Below are 25,181 nucleotides of genomic sequence, written 5' to 3' on the forward strand. Positions count from 1 at the left end.
CCCACTGGGCCCGCGAGGTTCCTTCCAGCCCGGCCCCGGAAGGGCCATACTGGCCCAAAGGGAGGGGGCTGGATTGCGGATCCTGATGGTGGAGGATGAGGACGCCCTGGCGGAGACAGTCCGCCGCGGGCTGAGGAACGAGGGGTTCGTCGTCGACGTCGCCCACGACGGCGTGCGGGGACTCGCGGCGGCGCTGGAGAACGCGTACGATGCCATCCTGCTGGACCTCATGCTGCCGCGGATGAACGGCTACGACGTCTTGAAGGAATTGCGGCAACGCAAGGTGTGGACTCCGGTGCTGATGCTCACGGCCAAGGACGGCGAATACGACCAGACCGATGCCTTCGACCTGGGCGCTGATGACTACCTCACCAAGCCGTTCAGCTTCCTGGTGCTGGTGGCCCGGATCAGGGCGTTGATCCGGCGCGGAGCGCCCGCCAGGCCTGTCATCATGACGCTTGGCACGCTGTCCCTGGACCCCGTCAGCCACAGTGTGCGCCGCGGCGACACCCTCATCAGCCTCACGGCCAGGGAGTACGGGCTCCTGCATTATCTGATGCGCCGGCATGACCAGATCGTCTCAAAGGCGGAAATCCTGCAAAACGTCTGGGATCCGGCTTTCGAGGGCGCGAACAATGTGGTTGAGGTGTACATCGGCTACCTTCGGCGCAAGATTGATGTCCCGTTCGGGATCCACAGCCTGACCACGGTGCGCGGCATGGGCTATCTGCTCAGCGCCGACCCGACCCCTGAACCCCGTGCCGCCGGGAGTCGCGAGGAGTGACGTCGGCCGGCTCCACAGGTTCCGGAAGGGGAAGTGTGATCTCAAAGCGGCAGTGACCCGCCGGTCCGTCCGTCGGACGGATGCTCCCATGATGGGCGGCCACAATTCCCGCCGCGATGGCCAGGCCCAGTCCGCTGCCGCCGCCTTCCCGGGAACGGCTGCCATCGAGCCGGACGAACCGTTCGAAGATCCGCTCCCGGTCCGCCTCCGGGATGGGGTCGCCGTCGTTGTCGACAGTGAGGATGACCCGGTCCCCGGCCGTGTGCAGGTCCACGGCGATCCGGGACAGGGCGTGGCGGTCGGCGTTGTCCAGGACGTTCCGGAGGACCTGCGCCAGCCGCCGGGCGTCGCCGCGGATCCGGGTCGGAACGAGCTCCACCGAGATCCGGTTCCGGCTGGTGGACCGCAGCCGGCGGATCTCCTGGTCCAGCACGTCGTCAAGATCGACGTCCTTCTGCTCTACGCGCAGGCCGCCGTCATTGGCTTTGGCCAGTGTCAGCAGGTCCTCCACGAGGAAGCTCATGCGGGCCGTCTCCTCGGAGAGGACATCCTTCATCTGAAGCCACATCGCCCCGGTCGGGTCCGCCGCCGCGATCTCGATTCCGGCCCTCAGCGTGGCCAACGGGCTGCGCAGCTCGTGGCTGGCGTCCGAGACGAATCTGCGCTGTTCGGTGTCCGAGGCCTGCAGCCGGTCCAGCATGGTGTTCATGGTCAGCGCCAGGGCGTGGATTTCGTCGTTGGTGGGCGGGACGTCGACGCGCCCATCCAGCCGCTCGGCGTTGATCCGGGCCACCTGGCCACGGATCCGCTCAACCTGGCGGAGGGAACGGCCCACCAGGAGCCATACGGACACGGCCACGGTCCCGAGCAGCAGCGGCGTGGCTCCCAGCATGAACCACGCGACGGTGGAAATGGTGTCCGCCTGTATCTGTGAGGCCTGGGCCACCACCACGGTGTAGCTCAACGTGCCGGTCCGTGCTCCCACGGTGACGATGTGGTAGTCGTCGGTGTCCCCGATGCTCGGAAGGCTCGAGACGTCCTGGGTCATGGTCTGGCCCGGGCTGGGCCGCTGGGCTGACAGGGGGGCGTTGGCGACCTCGGGGTCCGAGCTGGCCAGGACGTACCCTTCGGCATCCAGCACCTGGACGAACTGGCCCGCATGCGCGGTGTCAACGATGTAGGCGCGGCCATCCTCGATGTCCATGTCCTCCATCTCGGCGATCACGTCCAGGGCCTTCTGCTGGGCTGCGGCGTCGCTCGACCGCGCCAGGGACGCCTGCAGCAGGACCAGAAGGACGAGGCCGCCGAGCAGCAGCGCCACGGCTACGACGCCGACGGCGACCGCCGTCGAGCGCTTCCGCACGCCCCATCGAATCTCGCCCCTGGCGGGGCCGGAGGGGGCCCGTTTGCCCAGTGCCATGCTCCAAGAATGCGTCAATGCGCGGTTCGGGACAACCACCGCGGCCGCATTGCCGGCGCCGCCCGCCCGGCCGGCGCCCCGGCGGTGGCCGGAGCGCTCCCGCCGGCGCGCACGTCCCCACGGAGAGAGGCTGCTCTCAGTCTCTTCTCAGCGGGATGGGGGAGAGTGGAAATAGGCCGCAGAAGACCGGCCGCCGGCCGCCACGGGGCCGTTCGTCCACAGATTCCGGCCGCACGCTCTCCTCAACCAGTGTGCGGCCGGACACGGCACCGGGCGAAGCGGCGCAGCAGGCGCCGACAACAGCCGCTTCCCTACTCCGTGCCGATGAGCAGCGGGCCAGCGCCTCAAGGCCGGGGCGTCACCCGGAGCCAGACGAACTGCCGGGCGTCCAGGACCAGTCCCGCGTCGAGGCACACGTGGGCGCCGGTCAGGACGTCGACGGCGCCAGCCGCGAAGCCGGAGAGCGTCAACGCCGTTACCTCCTGGGGGCCGTCGCTGAAGTTAGCCAAGGCGAGGATCAGCGTTCCATTTCCGGGACGCTGGTACCCCAGGACTCCCGGGTTGTTCGTGGCGAACCCGACCAGCCGGGTCCCGGCCAGTTCCGGCGTCGCGGACCGTACGGACACCATCCGGCGCAGCCCGGCAAAGACCGCCCCGGCGGGGGTTTCCGGCTCCGCGCGCCGCGCGTACCCTGCGGCCGGGTAGTGCGGCCGGTGCACCCAGCGGCTATCCGTTCCGTGGCCTTCCTCGGCGGCGTACCCGTAGTCGTTGAACTGGCCGACCTCGTCACCGAGGTAGAGCAGCGGGATGCCCCCGGTGCTGAAGGCCACCGAGTGGGCCAGCAGGATCCGGTCCACTGCCGCATCGGTTCCGCCCTCCAGCCCGCAGAGCGACGCCGTTGTGCCGGAAATCCGGCAGTCGCCGGTGCGGGGGTTGTCCTGAAAAGGCACCCCGCGGGCGAAGCTGCCAGGGAAACGGTTGACGTAGAAGGAATTGAGGAATCGCCGGTGCTCGAAGGCATTGATGCCAAGCTCGGCGGCATCCTCATCCGCAAATGTCCAGCCGATGTCGTCATGGCTGCGGACGTAGTTCACCCATGCCGTGCCGTCCGGAATATTGTGGCGCCGCTCCAGGGCCTGGGTGAGCAGGGACACGTCGCGGGTGGCCAGCGCCTCCCAGATCAGCGCCATCTGCAGGGGGTTGTAGGAGAGCTGGCACTCGGCGGGGTCAATGTAACGGGCCACCTCGTCGGGGTGGACGATCGCCTCGGACTTGAACAGCAGCGACGGCGCCGCCAGCCGGCACACGGCATTGAACGCCTGCAGCAGCGTGTGGGCTTCGGGAAGGTTCTCACAGGGCGTGCCGAGCTGCTTCCAAATGAAGGCGACGGCGTCCATCCGGAGAATGTCCACGCCCTGGTTGGCCAGGAACAGCATCTCGCCCGCCATGGCACGGAAGACGTCCGGGTTGGAGTAGTTCAGGTCCCACTGGAAGGTGTGGAACGTGGTCCAGACCCACCGTCCGTCCGGCAAGTCGACGAATGAGCCGGGGTGGTCGTCCGGGAAGATTTCGCGCACGGTTTGCTCGAACGCGTCCGGCATGGACCTGTCCGGGAAGATCCAGTAGTAGTCGCTGTAGGCCGGCTCGCCCGCGGCCGCCTTCCGGGCCCATTCGTGCTCGTCGGAGGTGTGGTTGAAGATGAAGTCGACCACGAGGCTGATGCCGTTCGCCCGCAGCTCGGCGGCGAGGTCACGCAGCTGCTCCATGGTGCCCAGCCTGGGATTGACGTCCCGGTAGCTGGAAACGGCGTAGCCGCCGTCGGAGTGCGGTTCGGGGGCCAGGAACAGCGGCATCAGGTGCAGGTAGGTCAGGCCCATTTCCTTGAAATAGGGGATCCGGGCGCGGACGCCTTCGAGGTCCATGGCGTATCTGTCGACGTAGCAAACGCCGCCGAGCATGGTATTGGACTGGAACCAGCCGCTGTTGTGTTCCCGTTCGGCGTCGAGGCCCTTGAGCGGCGCAGGCCTCTCGGCCCACGACCGGGCAGACTGCATCACTAGGTCGGTGAGCTGATCCAGCCAATCAGGCCGTGCGCCGTAGAGATCGTGGAACAGCCGGAACAAGGCCGGGAAATGACGGTCGAAGCGCTCTTCGAAGACGGCCCGGTCCGCGCCGTCCCACCCGATCCCCGTGCCCGCCGCCAAGGCCCGGAGCACATGCCGGCGGGCCTCGCTGTGGACGCCGTCGGCTAGAAGGGCGGGTTCAACCATGGAGCATCTCCTTTGACCAGTTTCAGTCCCCGACGGCGCGACGACCGTTCACATCCTTGCAGAAGGACGCGCGGGTGCCCAGCACGGCAGCCGTGTCCGGCGAGGAAAGGCAGCCGACAGCCGATGCCGCCAATGGTGCTGCCGCGAAGGTCTATAGGCTGGCGTGATGACCGCCTTGACTGATCTCCTGCCCACGCTGCTGGGCGTAGGGCTCCTGATGCTGGTCACCGTGGGGTTGCTTGCGGTTTTCCGGATCCCGCACCGGACCGCGCCGGCGCTGGCCATCCTGCGCGGGGCTGTGCAACTGGCTGTCATCAGCCTCATACTGGGCACTGTTATCACCAGTCCGGTCTGGGTCGGCGCCGCACTTCTCGTGATGTTTTCGGTGGCCGCAGTGACGGCCGCGCGACGCCTGGGGTGGAGTTGGGGCCGCCTGGCGGTAGTGGGCGGCTCGATGGCCGCCGGCATCCTGGTGACCCTGGCGATCGTTTGCGGCACGGGCGCTATGGCCCTGACGCCCCGCTACGCGCTGGCAATTGGGGGGATCGTGATCGGCAATGCGATGACCATCGCCACTCTGGCCGGCCGGCACTTTGCCGAGTCGGTGAATGAACGTTGGGATGAGGTTGAAGCGTGGCTGGCTTTGGGGGCGACGCGGCGTCAGTCGACGTTGGAGCTGGCCCGGCGCGCCGTCTATTCCGCCCTCATCCCTTCGACCGACCAGACTAAGACGACGGGACTTGTTACCCTGCCCGGGGCGTTTGTGGGTGCGATCTTCGGCGGCCTTTCACCCTTGGAGGCGGGCCGCTTCCAGATCGTCGTGCTCGCCTCGATCATGGCGGCAGGTTCCATGACCGCCGTGGCCCTGATCGGGATCATCGCGCCGGTGAGGGTGCGTCCGGTGCGTCCACGCTAGCGTCCGCGCCTTGGACCGTCCTGACTACGCCGGCACCCGGATGACCAGGGGGTCCATCGCCTGGCCGTCGGCGTACTGGCCGTCGAAAAGTTCCGAACCGGCCTGGGAGACGGCGACCTCGACGCGCTCCCAGACGAGAAACCCCTCCATGTTGCGGGGCGCGGCAGTGCGCAGGGTGCCGACATCCGAGCGGTCCGTCCCGCCGCCGTCGCCCGTGCTGATGGACAGGACCCCGTGCCCGGCCGCGAACTCGACCCATGGATCCAGCAGCCGGACGAACATCATTCCGTGGTGACCGGCGACGCGGACATCGCCGCGGAACCGCAGCAATCCGGTGCCGCTGGCGGGATCGTACTCGGAGCCGGCGGGAGCGAAGCAGAACTCTCCGGACGCAGTGACCGTGGCGCCGTCGGCTGCGGAAACAGCACCGTCCGGGAGTCCCGAAATGTAATCCATAAAGCTGCGTTTGATACCCCAGGTCAGACCCGGCAGGGGCAGCGGGGCGGGGGAGGCGGACGTTGGTGTCACGTGGGTTCTCCTGGGCTGTCGGGCGGATCTACATCCGAGCCTAGCCGCGGATCCGCGCCGGGCTGAACTGTTGCACCGCCGCCGCTTCATCCTAAGTATTTCTCTGACGGCGTAGGCCCGCCAGGACTACTCCCGGGACGGCGGTGGTTGACTTGGATGAGTACCGTTTAGCAGGAGGTGCACCGTGGCCGCGTCCATCAGCAGGGTTTCCGGATCCGATGTGTCCGAAGACCCGTTGGATTCATATTCCGCAACGGTCATCCGCGTGGCCGAGGCTGTCACCCAGCACGTCGCCGCGCTCGAGGTGACCGGCAACGGGCGCAACGGCAGGGTGAGGGTCGGTGCGGGCTCGGCCGTGCTGTTCACCACGGACGGATATCTGCTGACGAATGCCCACGTGGTGGGTGGCGCCCAGTCCGGCCACGCAGTCTTCGCCGACGGCACCAGCACGGCCGTTGACGTGGTGGGCGCCGACCCGCTCTCCGATCTTGCCGTGGTCCACGGCAGGGCACCCACCGCGGCGCCGGCTGAACTCGGCGACGCCGAGTCCCTCCGGGTCGGCCAGCTGGTCATCGCCGTGGGCAATCCGCTCGGGCTCGCCGGCTCCGTCACCGCCGGCGTGGTCAGCGGCTTGGGCCGTTCGATCCCGGTCTGGTCCGGACGGAGCCGGCGCGTGATCGAGGACGTCATCCAGACCGACGCGGCCCTCAACCCCGGCAGCTCCGGCGGGGCGCTGGCAGACGCCCGCGGGCGGATCGTCGGCATCAATACGGCCGTGGCCGGTGTTGGGCTCGGGCTGGCCGTTCCCATCAACGCGACGTCCCGGCGGATCATCGCGTCGCTGCTCAAGGACGGCCGCGTCCGCCGGGCCTACCTGGGCCTGGTCAACACACCGATCCAGTTGCAGCCGAGCGCCGTCGTCCGGACGGGCCGCAGGGAGGGCCTGCTCGTGGTCGAAGTCCTCCCGGATTCCCCCGCCGAGCGGGCCGGGCTACGGACCGGCGACATCCTCCTGAAGGTCGGACACATGTATGTGTCCAACGCCGAGAGCCTGCAGAAACTGCTGTTCGCCGAAGCGATCGGGGAGCCGCTGGACCTTGCCGTGCTCCGGGACGGCGCGGACCTGCGACTGGTGGCCGTGCCCGCCGAGATGACCGATAACCAGTAGGGAAACCCGGTCCGGACCGGCGGTTTCAACCCGCTGGAATTTGCCCGCCGGGGGCCTAATCGCTGCCCGGCTAAACTACTTGGGTCCGCATAGCGGCGGCCCGCGGAATTACTTGGTTGGCGCCGCAATCACCTGCCCTCCGCTCCGCGCGCTTACTCAGCGGTACTGACCCCTGTACGCGTCTTTCTTTGGGCGAAAGATCGGGTAGCGGCATGCCTTGTTGCGCCCCGCCGGGCGTGTCACGGTGTCATTGGAAAGCCGGAGGGAACAGAGCCTCAGTACGGCCTGGTTTCGATGTTGATCCGGCTCTCCATAGACGATTAAGTTCGTTTTACCTGGGGAAATCGGAGAACATCGTGGATAGCCCAAAGGAAACAGCACCTTCCATTTCGGTCCGCCTCTTCGGATCATTCGAAGTGCGCCGGGACGGCGTGGCGCTCACCGCCGCCGACATGGGCGGATGCAAGCCCCGGCACATACTGGAAATCCTTCTCCTGAACCTTGGCACGCCCGTGTCCAAGACCCGCCTGATCGATCTTCTCTGGGGCGCCGGAGCCAGTGACGGCTCCGTTGCGACCCTCGAGAGCTATATCAGCGGTATCCGCCGTGCCATCCAGCCGGGGCAGACCAAGACCGGCCCGCTCCGCACGGCCAACAGTGGCTACGTCCTGGATCCTACGCTCGTGGACCTCGATCTGTTCCGGTTCCGGGACCTGGTCCGCGACGCCGGTGAGCTGGCTCCGGCGGAGGCCTACCCCCTAATGCTCGAGGCCCTGGAGATTTCCGCCGAGCCGCTGCTCGGGTTCGAACTTGCCTCCGACTGGGCCGAAGAGGCGCGCGCACGCCATGCAGCCGAGAAGGTGGCGCTGCAGATCCTCGCGGCAGAAACGGCGGCTCTGCTGGACAAACCAGACGATGCCGTCAACCTGGTCCAGGCTGCCATTCGCGCGGAGCCCCTGAACGAGCGGGCCTGGACGGTGCTGGTGACCGCCTATGAACAGGCAGGCCTGCCGGCGGAGGGCCTCGCGGCGTATGACCGCTGCCGGCGGCTCTTCGACCGCGACCTTGGCTGCAGCCCCGGTCCGGCCCTGCAGGAAGCGCATCTGCGGCTACTGCGGCAGCGCGCGGAAAGCAACTCCGAACTCTCCGAGGTACTGGCGGCGCTGCTCTATCTGGGTGAGCGGTTGAACGGGCCCAAGAGCCGGCAGCTGCCGGCGGCGGAGTCCCGGCGCATGCATGAGAACGCCGGGCGGGTGCTTGATTCCTTCCTCCAGCGCGTCCGGGCCGCGGTCTGACCCCCGCGGGGCCGCCACCGTTGGACCGGCGGCGCCGAATTGATGACCGAGATGGCCGCCACAGGGACGCGGGCGTTAGCTTCGTCACGTGGCCGGGATTCTCGGGGAATTCCGCCGCGCCGGGCCTCATACTGGGAACATCCCCGGCGGGCAGTCCCACCGCCGGGCGTGAGGAGGGCCCATGGAAACCTTGAAGAAAGTCGTCACGAACGAGTACTTCCCCGCAGCCGCTGTGCTGTCCGGAGTCATCCTGTTCTGGGTCCTGGGCCTCTTCGGCGGACTGTCCCTCCTAAGCACCCGCCAAAGCCCGGTGACCACCCTGACGTGGATGATGTTCGTCTACGCCGCAGCGGTGCTCTCGCCCCTGGCCGGGCTTGTCGCCGCCATCGACCTCGTGCGCCGGTGGCTGCGGAACCGGCAGGCGGCTGCGGCGGAATCCGCCTAGTCCGCCCCGCCTGGCCTATCCCGGCGCCCGGTCCATCCCGGCGCCCGGTCAGCCAGCCGGCGCCATGCCGCTGCCGGCGCCCTCTGTCAACCGAAGCGCGACTGTTACTCGAAGCGCGACGGATCACCCATGCCGCGCCGGACGATTTCTGCGACGCCGCTGGAGTAGTCGATCACAGTGGTTGGCTCGGCACCACAGTCGCCGGAATCGATCACGGCGTCCACCACGTGGTCCAGGCGTTCCTTGATCTCCCACCCCTGAGTGAGTGGCTCTTCCTCATCGGGAAGCAGCAAAGTGCTCGACAGCAGCGGCTCGCCAAGCTCAGCGAGCAGCGCCTGCACGACGTGGTTGTCCGGAATGCGCACGCCAACAGTCTTTTTCTTCGGGTGCAGCAGCCGTTTCGGGACCTCCCTGGTCGCCGGCAGGATGAAGGTATAGCTGCCGGGCGTGACGGCCTTGATGCTGCGGAACACATCGTTGTCGATCTGGACGAACTGGCCCAACTGGGCGAAGTCCTTGCAGACGAGGGTGAAATGATGTTTGCCGTCCAACTGCCGGATGGTCCGGATCCGGTCCAGGGCCTCCCGGTTACCCAGCTGAGCGCCCAGCGCGTAGCAGGAATCCGTGGGGTAAGCGATCAGGCCGCCTGAGCGCACGATGTCCACCGCCTGGAGGATCGAACGGGGCTGGGGGTTCTCGGGGTGCACATCGAAGTATCTCGCCATGCCAAGAGCATACGCCCGGCGGCCGCCCGGACGACCACAGCGGAGCCCGTCAGCCGACCCGAATGTCCCGCGGCGGAGCGGGGCCGGCCGCTGCTTGTGCACAGACAGTTCTGTCTGATACTTTCATTCCGGTGTAGACAAACCTGTCTACACCCCACTCATGCAGGTTTGCGGCAACGAACACCGAGAGCGAGAACCGAATGCTGTCAATGGCAGGAAAGACAGTTCTGATCACCGGAGGCACCGGCGGGATCGGCAAGGCCACGGCTCTGGGTCTGGCCGCCCTGGGTGCGCGGGTTGCCATCACTGGACGCAACGCTGACAGGGCATCGCGGGCAGCTGAGGAGATCCGGGCTGTGGCGTCGGCCCCCGTCGAGGTGTTCACCGCCGATCTCTCCTCCCAACGGGAAGTCCGCAGGCTGGCCGACGAGGTGCTGAATACCTTGGACCGCCTCGATGTGCTGGTCAACAATGTGGGCGGATTCTGGAACACCCGCCGCGTCACCGTGGATGGACTTGAGTACACCTTCGCCCTTAACCACCTTGCTCCTTTCCTGCTCACCAACCTTCTCCTTGAACGGTTGAAGGAGAGCGGACCGGCGCGGATCGTAACGGTCTCGTCCGGCGCCCAGGCCATGGCCCGGATGGACTTCGCGGACCTGCTGGCCGAACGGTCCTACTCGGGGCAGCGGGCGTACAACCAGTCGAAATTGGCCAACGTCTTGTTCACTTACGGACTCGCCGCACGTCTCTCCGGCACCCACGTCACCGCAAATGTGCTCCACCCCGGAGTCGTGGCGACGGCGTTCGGAGCCGAAGATCCGGGCCGGCTGCAAGAGTTCCTGACACCGCTGGTTCAGCGGTGGATGAAAACCCCGGAGCAGGGCGCCCGGACCTCCATCTACCTTGCCTCGGCGCCGGAGGTCGAAAACGTCACCGGCCAATACTTTGCCAACAGCACTCCCAAGAAATCATCAAAACGCAGCTACAGCCAGTCCGATATTGACCGCCTCTGGCAGGTCAGCTCGGCTCTGGTCGGCCTCGAATCCGACTCTGAAAGAAGCACGAACCTTCCATGACCCCACAGCGCACGCTCGTCCTTGTTGCCCACCCCGACCTGGAAAGCTCGCGGATCACCGCGCACCTCACCTCAGCCATCATGGACTTGGAGCACGTGACGGTGCATGACCTCTCCGCCGCCCACCCGGACCGGCGGTTCGACACCGCCCGGGAACAGGAATTGCTGCGCGGGCACGACACCATCGTCTGGCAGTTCCCGTGGCACTGGTACTCCGTCCCGGGGGTCCTGAAGGAGTGGATGGACCAGGTGCTCACCTACGGCTTCGCGTACGGCGCCGGAGGCGACGCCCTCCACGGAAAGCGGCTCCAGCTGGTGCTGTCGACCGGCGGCCCTGAATCGTCCTACGCGCCGGCAGGACACAACCGCTTCACGATGGAGGAGCTCCTGCGCCCCCTCGACGCGACCGCGCACTTGTGCGGCCTGGAGATGGCCCAGCCACTCATCCTGCATTCGGCACCCCGGGTGGACGCCGACGAACTCGGCCGGCACGCCGCCCGGTACCGAGAACTGCTGGCTCCCGCGTCGGTCGCCGCGCGGTAGCCGGAATCCGGTGCGTCGGATCAGACGCACCGGGGGGAGCGGCGGTCAGGCGGCCTGGGCGGCGGACATGAAAGCAGACCCGCCGGCCCGGCTCCGCACAGGCTTTGCCCGGCCGGGTAGCCCGTTGCCGCCAGCAGCAGCACCGCCAGCGTCCAGCGCAGGGCCTCGTCCGCCGTCATGTCCACACAGTCACAACTGCTCGTCGTGGTGGATCCGTTCGCCGAGCTGCCGCAACGGCTCCCCGCTGCCGCTCCACTGCTGGGCGATGAACTCTGCCGCGATGGACACCGCCGTTTCCTCCGGGGTGCGGGCGCCCAGGTCCAGGCCGACAGGACTGTGAAGCCTGGACAACTCGGCCTCAGTCAGTCCCGTCTGCCGAAGCCGTGCCATCCTGTCCTCGTGCGTGCGCCGGGATCCCATGGCGCCGATAAAGGCCACGGGGCTGCCGCGCAGGGCCACCTCAAGGACGGGGATGTCGAACTTCGGGTCGTGGGTCAGGACGCAGAGCACAGCCCTGGAATCCAGCAGGCCTTGGGCAAACTGCTCGCTTAGGTACCGGTGTGGCCACGCGTTGACCACCTCGGCGGCGTCGGGGAATCGCGCCGGCGTCGCGAATACGGACCGCGCATCACAGACGGTCACCCGGTAGCCCAGGAACGCGCCCAGCCGCGCCAGCGCCGCGGCGAAGTCAATGGCGCCGAAAACGAGCATGCGCGGCGGCGGCGCATAGCTGGCAAAGAAGACGCGCATGCCGGTGTCCAGCCGCTCGCCGTCCACACCGTAGTTCAGGATGCCCGTCCGGCCGGCGGCGAGAAGACCCTGGGTGTCGTCGCCGACGGCGCGGTTGGTCCGGTCCGAGCCCAGGTCACCCCCGCAACCGTCCGGCCTGACAACCAGGTGCCGCCCCACGCGGCCGGCATCCGGGTGTTCGATGATCGTGGCGACGCCCACGCGGCGCCCGGCGGTGATGTCCTGCGCGACGGCGTCGAGTTCGGCAAAGCGGTGCCGGGAAACAGGTTCGACGAAGATATCGATGATTCCACCGCAGGTCAGGCCCACGGCAAAGGCATCGTCATCGCTGATCCCGTAGCGCACCAGGGCCGGCACGCCGTCGTCCTTGACCTGGGTGGCGAGCTCGTACACGGCCCCCTCGACGCAGCCGCCGGAGACGGATCCCACGGCCTCGCCGCCGGCCGTCACCAGCATCGCCGCCCCCGGGAGCCGGGGCGCAGATCGGAATGTGCTCACGACGGTGGCCAGGCCTGCCGTGGCACCGCTTCGCCAGTCGGGCAACATGGCCGCGAGGACATCACGCATCGGCGCTCCTCAGAGCCTGCCGCACAGCCGGAGCAGCCGGAACGCCGAACGCCGGCCGGCCCAGTACGCGATGCACGCCACGACGGCGATAACGCCGAGGACCTTCACCGGGCTGGCCAATTGCTCCGCCGCGATTCCCTTGGCGAGGCTCAGCGCATCCAGGCTGCCGTCCGGCGCGGCCTCCGCCGCGATTCCCTTGGCGAGGCTCAGCGCATCCAGGCTGCCGTCGGGCGCAGCCGCCGCTGAGACAGGCACAGGGACCGGTTCCGGCGCCGACGCGGGGACCGGAGCCGGGGTGGGTCCGGGGACCGCCGCAGGGGTCGGTCCGGCAGGGGCTTCCTGCGCAGGGGGTGCTGCCTCAGTGAGCATGGCCTGCAGATTTTTCGCGAAGAGCGACATCATCTGCTCAGTGACGCTGCCGATCACCCCCTTGCCCATGGCCGCTGCCTTGCCAGACAGCGCCAGGTCTGCGCTGACGGAACCCCGTGTGGCCGCTCCGTCTTCGGCCAGCACCAGGGTGACGGTGGCCTCGGCGGTGCCTTGTCCGCGCGTCTCCTGGGCCTTGCCGCCAAGGACCGCACGATGTTCCGGGGCGTTTCGTTCAATGACGTTCAGCAGGCCCTTGTATTGCATCGTGACCGGGCCGAGCTTTACCGTCATGCCCACTTGGTAGGCGTCGTCCGTGAGCTTGTTCAGGATCCTGGCCCCCGGAAGGCAGCCGGCCACCCGTTCGAAGTCCATCAGCGTGTCCCACACCTGGCTTATCGGTGCGACCACCGAGAACGTGCTGTCAATGTGCATGGGCTGGTTCCTTGCCTCTCGCTCGTTCGTGCGTGTCCTGTGAAGGCGGCCCCTCGCCGCGAATGGCGGCAGCCACCTGCGCCAAGGCCCGGTAGCTGTGGCCGCTGACGAAGGCGTCGCAGTAGGGCAGGGCTGCCGCCATGCCGCCGACGAGGGGCCGGTACTGCGGGGCTGCCTTGCGCGGATTCACCCAGATGATCCGGTGGGCGAGCCGGCGCAGGCGGGCCATCTGCGCCGCGACCTGTTCCGGATCCTCGTAGGCCCAGCCGTCCGAAAACACCACCACCACAGCGCCCCGCGCCAGTCCGCGGCGGCCGTGTTCGTCGACGAAGCGCCGGAGGCATTCGGCGATCCGGGTTCCGCTGGCCCGGTCCGGCGCGGAGACAGCGGCGCGGGCCAGGGCCTGGTCCGGATCACGCAGGGCCAGTTGCCGTGTCAGCCTGGTCAGCCTGGTGGAGAAGACAAAGGCTTCCGCCCCGGCCCGGGTCACGGCGCCCTGCAGGAAGGATACGAAGACCCGGGAGTAGGGATCCATCGATCCCGAAACATCGCAGAGCAACACCAGTTTGCGGCGCTGCTCGCGCCGGCGGGCATAGAGCAGCGCCGGGGCGTCGGTCCCGGACCGCCGGGCGGCGCGCACTGTCGCCCGGACGTCCAGGCTCGCCGTGTTGTGGGCCGACGTGCGCGTGCGCCGGCTCAGGCGCAGCGGCGTCGCGAGCTGCAGCGCCGCCGCCAGCCGCCGTACCTCCGCTACTTCCTCGGCGGAAAGCTCGGCAAAGGATGTCACCTGCAGGTGTTCGTCCGCGGAAACCATGGCAAGGACGGCCTCCCGGTCCGTGCGGCCGTCCTCCGCGGAGCCGTCCCGGCCGGGGAAGGCCAGGCGCGGCCACTGCGGCGTCCCGGGGGCCGGGCCCGGCGTCTGGCTCCCTGGCGCTGCGGGCCTGGTCCGGAGCGCCGGTGCGGGAGGCGCCGGTGCGGGAGGCGCCGCTGCCGCGCCGGGCACGCTGCCCGGCTGGGCGGGGGCGGCGTTCGCGCGGAACACGGCCGCGAAGACGGCATCGAACACGGGCACTTCTTCGCGGGCCGACACGAGCACCACGCGGCAGGTCCAGTAGAGCTGCTCAAGCCGGGCCGGGGGGATCAGGTGGAGCGCCTCGGCCAGCCGCGCCGCCCGGTCCGGCGAGGTCGCCAGGCCGGCCCTCCGGATGGCCGTGACGAACGCGGCGGACAAGGCGGCCGCCTCGACCAGTGGCGGCTGAGGTGGCTGATCGGTGGCACTGTTGTTTTGGGCGGGGCCGTTGTCTTCAACCATCGGTGCCGCCCACGAGCCAGGCCGCGCCGCGGGAGCCGACGAGTTCGAGGTCATCGCGGTTCTTGACGATGGAGCCCCACGTCTGCTCGGTGGTGCCGGGGTCGATCCGCTTCACCCCCAGCACGGCCAGGGCCGAGACCCAGTCGATTGCCTCGGAGATCCCGGGCGGCTTGGCGAGGTCCAGGGTGCGCAGCCGGGTGATGACGGCCGCGGCCTGGAGGGCCAGCGGGCCGCTGCTGGCAGGAACCCGGCGGCGCACGATCTCGGCGATCCGGGCGGGTCCCGGGTAGTCGATCCAGTGGTACAGGCAGCGGCGGGTCAGGGCGTCGTGAAGGTCCCGGGTCCGGTTGGAGGTCAGGATCACGATGGGGGGATGGGTGGCGCGGATTGTGCCCAGCTCCGGGATGGTGACGGCGGATTCGGCCAGCAGTTCAAAGGTGAAAGCCTCGAATTCGGCGTCGGCGCGGTCGATCTCGTCCAGGAGCAGCACGGCAGGCCGCGGGCCGGGATGTTCCAGCGCCTGCAGGAGCGGGCGCCGCAGCAGGTACTGGGAGGCAAACAGGTCCGTTTCCGTGACCTCGGTGTCGCGGACTTCGGCCAGCCGGATGCCGAGCAGCTGGCGCTGGTGGTTCCACTCATAGAGGGCCTCACCGGCGTCGATTCCCTCATAGCACTGCAGCCGGTACAGCGGGGTGTCGAGGAGCTCGGCCAGCGCCTTCGCGGCCTCCGTCTTCCCGACCCCCGCCTCGCCCTCGAGCAGGATGGGCTGCGGCAGGCGGACAGCCAGGAACAGGGCCGTCGCCAGTCCGACGTCAGCCAGGTAGTTGGTCCGGTCCAGCGCGGCCATCAGCGATCCGACATCCGGGACCCGGCGCCGCACGTCCTCCTCCGCGCCGGCCCGCGCCGCCGCCGTCATAGGGCCCCCAGCAGCCCGGCAAGGAGGCGCCGGTAGTCGTCTTCGGTGTCGACGTCCGGGGGGACGGGGCCGGGTGTACGGACCTCGACGACGTCGTCTGCCCGCTGTGCCAGGAGCTTCCAGACGGCTTTGTCCCCGTGCAGGGCGGCCAGGTCCGGCAGCAGGCGCCGGGCAAACGCCATCGGGTGGCCCACGCCGTCGTCGTAGCGGCACACCGCGATGCCGGCAGCGCGCGCAGAAGTGGGCTGCAGGGCGCCAAGCACTGCCCGGACGCTCGCGGCCCGGACACCGGGCTGATCGCCGAGCAGCAGGACGACGGCGCCGGTGTCCGGATGGAGGACGGCGAGCGCCGTGGCGATCGAGGACGCGCACCCTTCGCCGAAGTCCGGGTTGAGCACCACATCGCAGCCGCTGGTGTCCACGGTGCGCTCCACCTCGGCCGCTGCGCCGCCCAGGGCCAGCACCGTCTGGCCGAAGGCGCAGTCCCGGGCAGTCGCCAGGACGGCATCGAGCAGCACGCCCCCGCCGTAAGGCAGCATCTGCTTCGGCCGGCCCAGGCGCCGGGAACCGCCCGCGGCCAGGATGATGCCGGCGGTCCGGGGTCCGGGGCTTCCTTCCGCCCGCAACGGGTCAGGTCGTAACGGCATAGCGTTCCGGATCTTTGCGGAAGGCGGCCCGGCAGCCGGGCGAGCAGAAGTAGACGGCGGCCCCTTCGTGAACCAGGTGCAGGGACGATTCGAGGGCCGGGACGGACATGCCGCACACCGGGTCGACCGCGCTCGCCGGCTCCGGTGGTGCAGGCTCGGATGGCACGGGCTCCGATGGGACTGGCCCCGATGGTACTGGCTCCGTGCCGAAGCTCGTGGCCGCCGCGGCMGCGGACGCCAGGGGCGGGGCGGCGCGCCGCGCCCTGGACCGTTCACCGACCAGCTGGGCGAGGATGGACAGGGCAATCTCCCCGGGGGTCCGGGCGCCGAGCTGCAGCCCGGCCGGTGTGAAAACCCGCCGCCGCAGGGCGTCGTCGACGTCGAGGGACTCCAGGACGGCGGCGCCGCGGGTTCTACTGGCCACGAGGGCAACGTAGGGGACACCGGCCCGCAGGGCCGCTTCCAGGGCACGCTCTTCCGCTTTGCCGTGCGAGGCGACAATCAATGCCGCGTCATCCCCGCGGGGATCGGCGGATTCGCCGTCCGTCAGTTCGACTTCGAGGCCGACGCCGGAGCCGAGCGTTTCCAGGGCCTGCGCCACCGGCGTTGTGCCCACCACCACGACCCGGGGCGCCGGAATCCGCGGCTGGAGGAAGATCTCGATCGCCCCGCCGCTCAGGCACGGGTTGGTGACCTCGACGGCGCCTTCCTCCGCGGTGCGGGACGGTTCTCCGGGCAGCACCCGCAGCAGGAGGGGTTCCTGGGTGGCCAGGACCTGCCGGCTGTATTCGCGCACCGACTCCTCCACGCAGTTTCCGCCCACAAAGCCGTGGATCTCTCCGCTGGGCAGCACCAGGGCGGTGTCCCCGGCGTGGGCGCTCGTCGGATGCTGGGCGCGGACCACCGTGGCATGGACGAACGGCTCGCGGCGGCTGGCGAGTTCATCTGCCCTGGCGGCCAGGGATCCTGCGGTGGAAGCCATCAGATCGGCGGCCGTGCCCGGCCCTGCATGGCAGCCCAGACGCGGGCCGGGGTGCAGGGCATGTCCATATGCGTGACGCCGAACGGCGCCAAGGCATCGACGACGGCGTTGACGATCGCCGGCGGTGAGCCGACTGTGGCGGACTCACCGATGCCCTTCGCCCCAATCGGGTGGTGCGGGGAGGGCGTGACAGTGAATCCGGTTTCCCAGTCCGGCACCTCCATGGCCGTGGGGATCAGGTAGTCCATGAAGGACCCGGCGAGGCAGTTGCCGTCCTCGTCGAATTCGATGATCTCCATCAGGGCCATGCCCACACCGTCCGTCAGCCCGCCATGCACCTGGCCTTCGATGATCATCGGGTTGATCCTGGTGCCGCAGTCATCCACCGCGATGAAGCGCCGCACTTTGACCTGCCCGGTGCCGGGATCGATGTCGACGACGCAGATGTAGGCGCCGAACGGGAAGGTCAGGTTCGGCGGGTCGTAGGTGACCTCGGCGTCGAGGTTTCCGTCAACGCCCTCAGGCAAGGCAATGGTGCCGTGGGCGCCCATGGCGATCTCGGCCATGGTCTTGCCGACGCTCGGATCGCCTTTGACGAACCAGCGACCCTTTTCCCATTCGAGGTCCTCGGGGCGGGTCTCCAGCATCGCCCCGGCGATCAGTTTCGCCTTCTCGCGCACCTTCCGGGCTACAAGGGCCACGGCGCCGCCGCTGACCGGCGTCGAACGGCTGCCGTACGTGCCCAACCCGAACGGGGTCTGGTCGGTGTCCCCGTGCACCACCTCGATGTCCTCCGGCGGGATGCCGAGTTCTTCCGCCACGATCTGGGCGAAGGTGGTCTCGTGGCCCTGGCCCTGGCTCTGCACCGAGATGCGCACCACGGCCTTGCCAGTGGGGTGGACGCGCAGTTCGGCGCCGTCGGCCATGCCGAGGCCCACAATGTCGAAGTGCTTCCTGGGCCCGGCTCCGACGACTTCCGTGAAGAAGGAAACCCCGATGCCCATGAGTTCCCCGCGTTCGCGTTTCTCGGCCTGCTCGCGGCGGAGGTCCTCGTATCCGGCGAGCTGCATCGAGAGGCGCATGGCGGCCTCGTAGTTGCCCGAGTCGTAGACCCAGCCGGTCTTGTTGGCATAGGGGAATTGTTCCGGCTTGATGAAGTTCTTGAGCCGCAGCTCCGCCGGGTCCATGTCCAGCTTGCGGGCCAGGATGTCGACCATCCGCTCCACGAGGTACACGGCCTCGGTGACCCGGAACGAGCACGCGTACGCGACCCCGCCGGGCGCCTTGTTGGTATAGACGCCGGTGACGGAGCAGTGGGCGGCCGCGAGGTCGTAGCTGCCGGTGAAGATGGAGAAGAATCCGGCCGGGTTCTTGGTGGGCTGGGCGGTGGCGTTGAACGCGCCGTGGTCGGCCAGCACGTGGGTGCGCAGGGCGAGGATCTTGCCGTCCCTGGTCGCCGCGATTTCGCCCTGCATGATGTAGTCCCGGGCGAACGAGGTCGACATCAGGTTTTCGGAGCGGTCCTCCACCCATTTGACCGGGCGGCCGGAGACGATCGAACCGACGACGGCGAGGATGTAGCCGGGATAGATCCCGACCTTGTTGCCGAAGCCGCCGCCGATATCGGGGGAGACGATCCGGATCTTGTGCTCGGGGATGCCGGCGACGATCGCGAACAGGGTCCGGTGCGCGTGCGGTGCCTGCGTGGTCTCGTAGAGCGTCAGCTTGCCGTTGACGGCGTCGAAATCGGCGACGGCGCCGCACGTCTCCATCGGGGCGGGATGGACCCGCGGGTAGACGACCTCCTGGCTGACCACAACATCCGCGGCGGCGAACACCGCATCCGTTTCGGCCTTGTCGCCCATCTCCCAGTCGAAGATCCGGTTGTCCGTCCGGCCCTCGATCTCATCGCGGATCACCGGGGCGTCTGCGTCCAGTGCCTTGCGGGCGTCCACCAGCGGGGGAAGGACATCGTATTCGACGTCGATCAGCTCCAGGGCGTCCCGGGCGGCGTAACGGTCCTCAGCCACGACAAACGCGACTTCCTGGCCCTGGAACCGGACTTTGTCGGTCACCAGCACGGCCTGGACATCCGCCGACAGCGTCGGCGCCCACGCGAGCTTCAGGCCCAACAGGTCCTTGCCGGTAATGACGGCGACCACTTTCGGATGCGCGAGGGCGTTAGTCGTGTCGATGGACACGAGCCGGGCGTGCGCGACCGGAGCGCGCAGGATGGCGCCGTGCAGCATCCCCGGCAACACGATGTCATCCAGGTAGTGGCCCTTGCCGCGCACGAAGCGCGGGTCTTCCTTGCGCTGAATGCGGCCATAGCCGATGGGGCGGTCCTCGTCGCCAGCGGCCGGGTTTGACTGCCGGTCATGGATGACGGTCATGCCTTCACCTCCGTGTCTTCTGTCTCCGCCGTGACATCCGGGACGGCGGTGTCCGTGTCCGGGACGCCGGTGGCGGTGTCGGCCAGGCCGGAGCCGGCCGGATGGGCGGCGGCCCACTGCACCGAGCGGACAATCGTCGCGTAGCCCGTGCACCGGCAGATCTGCCCGGAAATGGCCTGCCGGATCTCGGCGTCGTCCGGGTGCGGATTCTTATCCAGCAGCGCGCGGGCCGTGAGCATCATCCCAGGGGTGCAGAAGCCACACTGCAGCCCGTGCTCTTCCATGAAGCCCTGCTGGACGGGGTCGAGGGTGCCGCCGCTGGCCAGCCCCTCGACGGTGCGGATGTCGTGCCCCGCGGCCATGGCGGCCAGGACGGTGCAGGACTTCACGGGCTGTCCGTCCATCAGGACCACGCACGTCCCGCAGTTGCTTGTGTCGCATCCCCAGTGAGTACCGGTGAGGCCCAGGACCTCGCGGATGTAGTGGACCAGGAGCACCCGGGGCTCAATCTCGCTCGTGACGTCGGCGCCGTTCACGGTCATGCTGATCTGCATCGGCTTCAGCCTTCCTGCATCTGGGCGGCGCGGGCACAGGCCCGCCGCAGTACCCGTTGGGTGAGCTCATCGGCGAGATGCCGCTTGTAGTCGACCGGGCCGCGCTGGTCAGCCACCGGATCGCAGGCTTCCGCTGCCAGCCTGCCCGCCTCGGCGAACAGCTGCTCGTCCGGATGCCGGCCGCGGAGCACGGCGGCGGCCCCGGCCAGGGGGTGGTCAAGGCCCAGGGCGGTGAGCCCGACGGCGGCGTCGTCGACAGTGCCGTCCGCGGCGAGGGTGACGGCGGCACCTGCGGCACCGACCGCCCAGTCTCCGACCCGGCGTTCGACCTTTTCATAGGCGCTGCCCGACCGGGGGCGGATGCCGAACCTGAGTTCGCAGAGCAGTTCATCGTGCCCGACCGCGGTTTCATAGGGGCCGCGGTGGAACTCGGACATGGACAGGATGCGCTCGCCGCCTGGTCCGCGGATCACGGCCTCGGCGCCCAGGACCCCGCAAACCGTGGAGAGGTCCTCGGCCGGGTCGGCCTGGCAAAGCGAGCCGCCAATGGTGCCGCGGTTGCGGACCACGGGGTCGGCGATCACCCGCTCGGCGTCCCGCACGATGGGGAACAGCCCGGCCACCTCCTCCGACTCGAGCAGGGTGGTGTGGCGCGTCAGGGCGCCGACCCTTAGTTTGTTGCCGTCACGGAGGATGAAATCGAGCTCGTATAAGTCATTGATGTCGATCAGCCATTCGGGCCGGGAGAGGCGGAGCTTCATCATCGGCAGGAGGCTATGCCCGCCGGCCACCACCCGCGAGTCGGGTCCGTACCGGGCAAGGAGTTCCAGGGCGTTCTCCACCGTAGTGGCGCGCACGTAGTCAAATGGAGCCGGAATCTGCATAGTCCCTACCTCACTCCGAAAGGCCGGCGGCGTGGAGCAGCGGCTGCCTGGCGCCGGATTGAGGTCAGTCTTGCCGCGGCCTGGCGGGGCTGTCAATATCGTCATAAGCGAAAGGTTATGAAGCCGTGGCGATGACATTGGGACAGTTGCGGACCTTCGCCCTGGTGGCCAAGCTGGGTTCCCTCCATGCGGCCGCCGTCCAACTCGGAGTCAGCGAACCGGCAGTCTCGACGGCGCTCGCCGCACTCAGGCAGGATCTGGGCGACCCGCTCTTCGTGCGCGCCCATGGCGGGATCGCGCTGACTCCCGGCGGCCGGGCGCTCGCCGAACATGCCCAGGACATCGTGGGACTGGCGGACCGGGCCCGGTGGGAGGTGGCACATGCCCAGACCGAGACCGGGCGGCTGAAAATCGTGGCGACGGCGCCGTTTGCCGAGCACGCGGCGGGGCGCCTGCTGGACCTTTTCACCCGCCGGGTTCCCGGGGCTTCCGTCGATGTGGTGGTGGAGGAAGCCGAGGACATCGCCTCGCTGATGCTCGAACGCGTCTATGACATCGCTTTGGGGGTCAGGCCCGCCGTCCGCAACGGCTCCCGTGCCAACGGCACTGGCGCCGTCGGCATCGACTCCGTCCCGTTCCTGCGGTACCAGCGGATCGTCGTGGCGGCCGCCGGACATCCGATCGCCGCCCTCCACGGGCCGGTCGCGCCGGCCGAGCTGGTGCGCAGACCCTGGTTTGCCGGGCCCGCCGGCATCCAGGCGGCCAGCGAGGAGGGCCGCTGGCTGGCCGCCCAGTCGGTGGCGCCGGAGATCGTCCGGTTGAGCAGCGAAACGGAGGCCCTGGCCGCCGTCAGGGCCGGAGAGGGAACCATGCTGGCGCTGGGGCATATTGTCCGGGCTGAAATCCGCAGCGGTTCCCTGGTCCGTGTGCCGGTAGCCGGAACGCCGATCTCCGGACTCTGGTGGGCCAGTACCCTGGACCGCGGCCGGGCCACCACCATGGCGCGGACCCTCCAACGGTTTGCCGGCACCGCCGACGCCACCGCGGCCATGGTCGCCCCCGGCGGTTCGCGAGGGCTGGAACGGCGGGGGTCCAAGTTCCACGTGGCGCTCTGGAGCTGAGGGGCCGCCGCCGTGCCGGCTGCCGCTGTGCCGCTGTGTCGCGTTGCGCAACGCCGGGGGCGGGTGCTACCCCTTGAGGGTTAGACGATCCATTCACCCTGCGAGAAGGAGTAGTAATGACGTTGTCCCGAGACGAAGACAGCTCGCTGAGGCATTGGAGCAGCCGGCTGATCCAGGCGCTGCAGATCCTCGACCTGGAAGTCGACCACGAAAAGATCGTCCAGGTGGCAGAGGAATCGGTCAAAGCCGTCGGGCCGCATGCGGACGCCATCAGTGCGTTCATCGTGGGCTACGCGGCGGGTACTGCGTCCACCAAGGGCCGCAAGGGCACGCAGGAGGCCGTGCACGCCGCATCAAACAAGGTCATCGAGCTCTGCGAACATGGCGAGTCGGGCGGCCCTGACGAGAAAGGCTGGGCCAAGAGGGCCCAGTAGCCCGGCCCGCGAGCACCTTGGAAGCACGCCGGACCTGATGCACAGGGATCACGCCATGCGCGCGGTCCGCAGCCACTGGACATGCTCCGCGGTGGGGCGCAGGGACGGGCATGTTGGTGTTATGTCCACTCGCCGGGGCCGGGGCGGGGCATGTCCGCTGGTGCGGACTGGCCCGGCCCCGGCTGGCGGGTGCCTAGGGTGAGGCCACCCGGGCAGGGGCTGTTGCCGCGCCGTCGGGCGTCTGGTCCAGGCTCGGCTCGAGCCGGACGATGACTGCCTTCGAGACTGGCGTGTTGCTGCCTTCGGCCGTGTGGTTCAGCGGCACCAGCACGTTGGCCTCGGGGTAGTACGCCGCCGCGCAGCCCCGTGCCGTGGGGTACGACACCACGCGGAACTTGCGCACCACGCGTTCCTCGCCGTCGTCGTGCACGCCGTGGACGTCCACGTACTGCCCGTCCGCAAGGCCGAGTTCGGCGATGTCGTCAGGGTTCACGAACACCACATGGCGGCCCTTCTTGATGCCACGGTAGCGGTCGTTGTGCGAGTAGATGGTGGTGTTGAACTGGTCGTGGGAGCGCATGCTCTGCAGGATCAGGGTTCCATGCGGCCGTTCGACAAGTTCAAGATCATTGACTGTCAGCACGGCCTTGCCGGTGGGCGTGGGGAAGGTGCGGGAGTCGCGGGGACCGTTGGCGAGAATAAACCCGCCTTCCTGCCGGATCCTCTGGTTGTAGTCCTTGCAGCCGCCCACCACGCGCGAAATGTGGTCCCGGATAAGGTCGTAGTTCTTCTCATAGCCGTCCCAGTCGGCCTTGATCTTGTCGCCCACCAGGAGTTTGCCCAGCCGGCTCACGATGGCCGGCTCCGAGAGCAGATGGTGAGACACCGGCTCGACGCTGCCCCAGGACGGGTGCACGGCGCAGACGGTGTCCTCCACCGACACGAACTGGGGACCGGATTCCTGGATATCGATCTCGGTCCGGCCCATCGTGGGGAGAATCAGGGCCTCGCGGCCCGTCACAGTGTGCGAGCGGTTCAGCTTGGTCGAGATCTGCACCGTCATCTCCGTGTTTTGCATCGCAGCCTCGGCGGCGTTCGTGTCCGAGATGGCACCCACCAGGTTGCCGCCCAGGGCGACGAATACCTTGATCTCGCCCGCGCGCATCTTGTTGATGGTCTCGACGGCGTCCGCGCCGTGTTCGCGGGGCGGCTCGAAGTCGAACTCCTCGCCGAGGGCCTCCATGAAGGACTGCGGCATCTGCTCCCAGATGCCCATGGTCCGGTCGCCCTGCACATTGCTGTGCCCGCGGATGGGGGAGGCGCCGGCGCCCGGCTTGCCGATATTGCCGCGCAGCAGCAGGAGGTTGATGATCTCCTTGATGGTGGCAACACCCTTCTTCTGCTGGGTGATGCCCATGGCCCAGGTGATGATGACTTTCTCGGCCTTGAGATAGCGGGCGGCCAGCTCATCGATGTCCTCGCTGTGCAGGCCCGTGGCCTCAAGAACTGTGCCTTCATCCAGCCCGGCGAGGTGTTCCTTGAGCTCCTCGAGCCCCTCGCAGTGTTCCGCCAGGAAGGCGTGGTCCAGGACTGTCCCGGGGTTCTTGGCCTCGGCGTCGAGCACGCGCTTGGACACGGCCTGCAGCAGCGCCATGTCGCCGCCGATCCGGATCTGGAGGAACTGGTCTGCGATCTGGACGCCGTGACCGACGATCCCGTTGACCTGCTGCGGGTTCTTGTACCGGCGCAGGCCTGCTTCGGGGAGCGGGTTGACGGCCACGATCTCGCCGCCGTTGCGCTTGCACGCCTCAAGTTCGGTCATCATCCGGGGGTGGTTGGTGCCGGGGTTCTGGCCCATGATGATGATCAGGTCGGCTTTGGCGTAGTCGTCGAAGCTGACCGTCGCCTTGCCGATGCCGATGGTCTGGCCCATGGCCCAGCCGGAGGATTCATGGCACATATTGGAGCAGTCCGGCAGGTTGTTGGTGCCGTAGCCGCGGACCATGAGCTGGTAGAGGAAGGCAGCCTCGTTCGAGGTCCGGCCGCTCGTGTAGAACGCCGCCTGGTCGGGGGAGTCCAGGCCCTTGAGCTTGTCGGCCACGAGCCGGAGCGCCTCGTCCCAGCTGACCGCCTTGTAGTGGTCCTCGCCGGCGGCCTTGTACACCGGTTCGGTCAGGCGGCCCTGCATGCCAAGCCAGTACTCGGTCTGGCTGCGCAGGTCGCTGACGGCATTCTCGGCCCAGAAAGTTGCGGGAACCACCACCGGGGTCGCTTCCCAGGTCACCGCTTTGGCCCCGTTCTCGCAGAACTCGAATGCCTTGCGGTGGTGGGGATCCGGCCACGCGCAGCTCGGACAGTCGAAGCCGTCCTTCTGGTTCATCGCCATGACGGTCTTGCGGGTCCGGTTCAGTCCCATCTGTTCGATGGCCGGCTTCATGGAGTGGTATACGCCCGGGACGCCGGCGGCCCAGCTTTTCGGCCCGTCCCCGACGACGAGATCCTTTTCGGACGGTTCCTCGATATGAGGAGTGTTGCGAGTCACGTGAACTTCCCTTCTGCAACCACCACCCGGATGGGGCGGCGTGCTGATCTGCCACTCTGCACCTTACCGTCAGGCCTATCAGCTTGATCGGAGCGCCGCAAGCAAT

General features: G+C 68.4%; 23 protein-coding genes. 9 read left to right on the plus strand and 14 right to left on the minus strand.

All coding sequences use genetic code 11. From position 1 onward, the window contains the following. Positions 1-73 precede the first annotated feature (73 nt). Entirely contained in the window at positions 74-784 is a 711-nt protein-coding gene (locus AC1D0A_RS02075) for a response regulator transcription factor (protein ID WP_028276795.1), read from the plus strand. Here the strand turns inward: AC1D0A_RS02075 and AC1D0A_RS02080 are convergent. Both AC1D0A_RS02080 and AC1D0A_RS02085 read right to left on the minus strand, forming a co-directional pair. Continuing rightward, entirely contained in the window at positions 732-2,204 is a 1,473-nt protein-coding gene (locus AC1D0A_RS02080) for a sensor histidine kinase (protein ID WP_243177790.1), read from the minus strand. The genes AC1D0A_RS02075 and AC1D0A_RS02080 overlap by 53 nt on opposite strands. A gap of 344 nt (positions 2,205-2,548) precedes the next feature. Further along, complete coding sequence (locus tag AC1D0A_RS02085) at positions 2,549-4,474, minus strand: alpha-amylase family protein (protein WP_243177788.1); 1,926 nt, start codon at positions 4,472-4,474, stop codon at positions 2,549-2,551. Between the two features lie 166 nt (positions 4,475-4,640). On the opposite strand from AC1D0A_RS02085, the gene AC1D0A_RS02090 reads away from it, so the two are divergent. Further along, positions 4,641-5,390: an ABC transporter permease gene (locus AC1D0A_RS02090; RefSeq protein ID WP_476945088.1), complete on the plus strand. Its 750-nt coding sequence runs from the start codon at positions 4,641-4,643 to the stop codon at positions 5,388-5,390. 24 nt (positions 5,391-5,414) lie between these two features. Here AC1D0A_RS02090 and AC1D0A_RS02095 read toward each other — a convergent pair whose 3' ends face one another. Next, entirely contained in the window at positions 5,415-5,918 is a 504-nt protein-coding gene (locus AC1D0A_RS02095) for an HtaA domain-containing protein (RefSeq protein ID WP_052355067.1), read from the minus strand. Positions 5,919-6,102: 184 nt separating this feature from the next. Here AC1D0A_RS02095 and AC1D0A_RS02100 point away from each other — a divergent pair, with 184 nt between their 5' ends. From AC1D0A_RS02100 to AC1D0A_RS02110, 3 genes are all read left to right on the plus strand, one after another. Next, complete coding sequence (locus tag AC1D0A_RS02100) at positions 6,103-7,086, plus strand: S1C family serine protease (RefSeq protein WP_043436053.1); 984 nt, start codon at positions 6,103-6,105, stop codon at positions 7,084-7,086. Between the two features lie 356 nt (positions 7,087-7,442). Further along, positions 7,443-8,381 (plus strand): AfsR/SARP family transcriptional regulator, encoded by a 939-nt coding sequence (locus AC1D0A_RS02105; RefSeq protein WP_243177785.1) that lies wholly within the window; start codon positions 7,443-7,445, stop codon positions 8,379-8,381. Between the two features lie 181 nt (positions 8,382-8,562). Further along, complete coding sequence (locus AC1D0A_RS02110) at positions 8,563-8,826, plus strand: hypothetical protein (RefSeq protein WP_028276801.1); 264 nt, start codon at positions 8,563-8,565, stop codon at positions 8,824-8,826. Between the two features lie 104 nt (positions 8,827-8,930). Here AC1D0A_RS02110 and AC1D0A_RS02115 read toward each other — a convergent pair whose 3' ends face one another. Further along, positions 8,931-9,551 (minus strand): L-threonylcarbamoyladenylate synthase, encoded by a 621-nt coding sequence (locus AC1D0A_RS02115; protein WP_028276802.1) that lies wholly within the window; start codon positions 9,549-9,551, stop codon positions 8,931-8,933. Between the two features lie 209 nt (positions 9,552-9,760). On the opposite strand from AC1D0A_RS02115, the gene AC1D0A_RS02120 reads away from it, so the two are divergent. Then, on the plus strand, positions 9,761-10,630 hold the full coding sequence (locus AC1D0A_RS02120) for an SDR family NAD(P)-dependent oxidoreductase (protein WP_476945089.1): 870 nt from the start codon (positions 9,761-9,763) through the stop codon (positions 10,628-10,630). After that, entirely contained in the window at positions 10,627-11,172 is a 546-nt protein-coding gene (locus AC1D0A_RS02125) for an NAD(P)H-dependent oxidoreductase (protein WP_243177783.1), read from the plus strand. Before AC1D0A_RS02120 ends, AC1D0A_RS02125 begins: the two co-directional genes overlap by 4 nt. A 189-nt stretch (positions 11,173-11,361) precedes the next feature. On the opposite strand, the gene AC1D0A_RS02130 is transcribed toward AC1D0A_RS02125, so the two are convergent. From AC1D0A_RS02130 to AC1D0A_RS02170, 9 genes are read right to left on the minus strand one after another with little or no spacing between them, the layout of a single operon-like run. Then, positions 11,362-12,489, minus strand: a complete 1,128-nt coding sequence (locus AC1D0A_RS02130) for an XdhC family protein (RefSeq protein ID WP_243177781.1) — start codon at positions 12,487-12,489, stop codon at positions 11,362-11,364. Positions 12,490-12,498: 9 nt separating this feature from the next. Then, entirely contained in the window at positions 12,499-13,290 is a 792-nt protein-coding gene (locus tag AC1D0A_RS02135; protein ID WP_476945090.1) for an SRPBCC family protein, read from the minus strand. Then, positions 13,280-14,602 (minus strand): vWA domain-containing protein, encoded by a 1,323-nt coding sequence (locus tag AC1D0A_RS02140; protein ID WP_476945091.1) that lies wholly within the window; start codon positions 14,600-14,602, stop codon positions 13,280-13,282. Before AC1D0A_RS02140 ends, AC1D0A_RS02135 begins: the two co-directional genes overlap by 11 nt. Next, positions 14,595-15,518 (minus strand): AAA family ATPase, encoded by a 924-nt coding sequence (locus AC1D0A_RS02145; protein WP_476945092.1) that lies wholly within the window; start codon positions 15,516-15,518, stop codon positions 14,595-14,597. Before AC1D0A_RS02145 ends, AC1D0A_RS02140 begins: the two co-directional genes overlap by 8 nt. Continuing rightward, the gene (locus AC1D0A_RS02150; protein WP_243177774.1) at positions 15,515-16,165 is read right to left on the minus strand and encodes a nucleotidyltransferase family protein; all 651 of its coding nucleotides are present in this window, start codon (positions 16,163-16,165) and stop codon (positions 15,515-15,517) included. Before AC1D0A_RS02150 ends, AC1D0A_RS02145 begins: the two co-directional genes overlap by 4 nt. After that, positions 16,149-17,147, minus strand: a complete 999-nt coding sequence (locus AC1D0A_RS02155; protein WP_476945093.1) for an XdhC family protein — start codon at positions 17,145-17,147, stop codon at positions 16,149-16,151. The genes AC1D0A_RS02150 and AC1D0A_RS02155 overlap by 17 nt, the downstream gene beginning before the upstream one ends. Beyond that, positions 17,147-19,540 (minus strand): aerobic carbon-monoxide dehydrogenase large subunit, encoded by a 2,394-nt coding sequence (locus tag AC1D0A_RS02160; protein ID WP_459384834.1) that lies wholly within the window; start codon positions 19,538-19,540, stop codon positions 17,147-17,149. The genes AC1D0A_RS02155 and AC1D0A_RS02160 overlap by 1 nt, the downstream gene beginning before the upstream one ends. After that, positions 19,537-20,094 (minus strand): (2Fe-2S)-binding protein, encoded by a 558-nt coding sequence (locus AC1D0A_RS02165; RefSeq protein ID WP_476945094.1) that lies wholly within the window; start codon positions 20,092-20,094, stop codon positions 19,537-19,539. Before AC1D0A_RS02165 ends, AC1D0A_RS02160 begins: the two co-directional genes overlap by 4 nt. Positions 20,095-20,099: 5 nt before the next feature. Further along, positions 20,100-20,978 carry an FAD binding domain-containing protein gene (locus tag AC1D0A_RS02170; protein WP_476945095.1) on the minus strand — a complete coding sequence of 293 codons (879 nt, stop codon included), beginning with the start codon at positions 20,976-20,978 and terminating at the stop codon, positions 20,100-20,102. Positions 20,979-21,109: 131 nt separating this feature from the next. Between AC1D0A_RS02170 and AC1D0A_RS02175 the strand changes: the two genes are divergently transcribed. Together AC1D0A_RS02175 and AC1D0A_RS02180 are read left to right on the plus strand one after the other, a co-directional pair. Next, entirely contained in the window at positions 21,110-22,099 is a 990-nt protein-coding gene (locus AC1D0A_RS02175) for a LysR family transcriptional regulator (RefSeq protein WP_476945245.1), read from the plus strand. A gap of 116 nt (positions 22,100-22,215) precedes the next feature. Further along, positions 22,216-22,533: a DUF6457 domain-containing protein gene (locus AC1D0A_RS02180; RefSeq protein ID WP_028276814.1), complete on the plus strand. Its 318-nt coding sequence runs from the start codon at positions 22,216-22,218 to the stop codon at positions 22,531-22,533. Positions 22,534-22,726: 193 nt separating this feature from the next. Here AC1D0A_RS02180 and AC1D0A_RS02185 read toward each other — a convergent pair whose 3' ends face one another. Next, a complete protein-coding gene (locus AC1D0A_RS02185) occupies positions 22,727-25,075 on the minus strand; it encodes an FdhF/YdeP family oxidoreductase (protein ID WP_476945096.1) in 2,349 nt (782 codons plus the stop codon). Positions 25,076-25,181 lie beyond the last annotated feature (106 nt).

Source organism: Arthrobacter sp. P1_D4 (assembly GCF_056406115.1).

Coding starts and splice junctions, on each gene's coding strand:
- AC1D0A_RS02090 (WP_476945088.1), top strand. CDS start 4,641: ATGACCGCCTTGACTGATCTCCTGCCCACGCTGCTGGGCGTAGGGCTC.
- AC1D0A_RS02170 (WP_476945095.1), bottom strand. CDS start 20,978: ATGCAGATTCCGGCTCCATTTGACTACGTGCGCGCCACTACGGTGGAG.
- AC1D0A_RS02110 (WP_028276801.1), top strand. CDS start 8,563: ATGGAAACCTTGAAGAAAGTCGTCACGAACGAGTACTTCCCCGCAGCC.
- AC1D0A_RS02130 (WP_243177781.1), bottom strand. CDS start 12,489: ATGCGTGATGTCCTCGCGGCCATGTTGCCCGACTGGCGAAGCGGTGCC.
- AC1D0A_RS02115 (WP_028276802.1), bottom strand. CDS start 9,551: ATGGCGAGATACTTCGATGTGCACCCCGAGAACCCCCAGCCCCGTTCG.
- AC1D0A_RS02145 (WP_476945092.1), bottom strand. CDS start 15,518: ATGACGGCGGCGGCGCGGGCCGGCGCGGAGGAGGACGTGCGGCGCCGG.
- AC1D0A_RS02165 (WP_476945094.1), bottom strand. CDS start 20,094: ATGCAGATCAGCATGACCGTGAACGGCGCCGACGTCACGAGCGAGATT.
- AC1D0A_RS02080 (WP_243177790.1), bottom strand. CDS start 2,204: ATGGCACTGGGCAAACGGGCCCCCTCCGGCCCCGCCAGGGGCGAGATT.
- AC1D0A_RS02175 (WP_476945245.1), top strand. CDS start 21,110: ATGACATTGGGACAGTTGCGGACCTTCGCCCTGGTGGCCAAGCTGGGT.
- AC1D0A_RS02135 (WP_476945090.1), bottom strand. CDS start 13,290: ATGCACATTGACAGCACGTTCTCGGTGGTCGCACCGATAAGCCAGGTG.
- AC1D0A_RS02160 (WP_459384834.1), bottom strand. CDS start 19,540: ATGACCGTCATCCATGACCGGCAGTCAAACCCGGCCGCTGGCGACGAG.
- AC1D0A_RS02125 (WP_243177783.1), top strand. CDS start 10,627: ATGACCCCACAGCGCACGCTCGTCCTTGTTGCCCACCCCGACCTGGAA.
- AC1D0A_RS02180 (WP_028276814.1), top strand. CDS start 22,216: ATGACGTTGTCCCGAGACGAAGACAGCTCGCTGAGGCATTGGAGCAGC.
- AC1D0A_RS02150 (WP_243177774.1), bottom strand. CDS start 16,165: ATGCCGTTACGACCTGACCCGTTGCGGGCGGAAGGAAGCCCCGGACCC.
- AC1D0A_RS02140 (WP_476945091.1), bottom strand. CDS start 14,602: ATGGTTGAAGACAACGGCCCCGCCCAAAACAACAGTGCCACCGATCAG.
- AC1D0A_RS02085 (WP_243177788.1), bottom strand. CDS start 4,474: ATGGTTGAACCCGCCCTTCTAGCCGACGGCGTCCACAGCGAGGCCCGC.
- AC1D0A_RS02120 (WP_476945089.1), top strand. CDS start 9,761: ATGGCAGGAAAGACAGTTCTGATCACCGGAGGCACCGGCGGGATCGGC.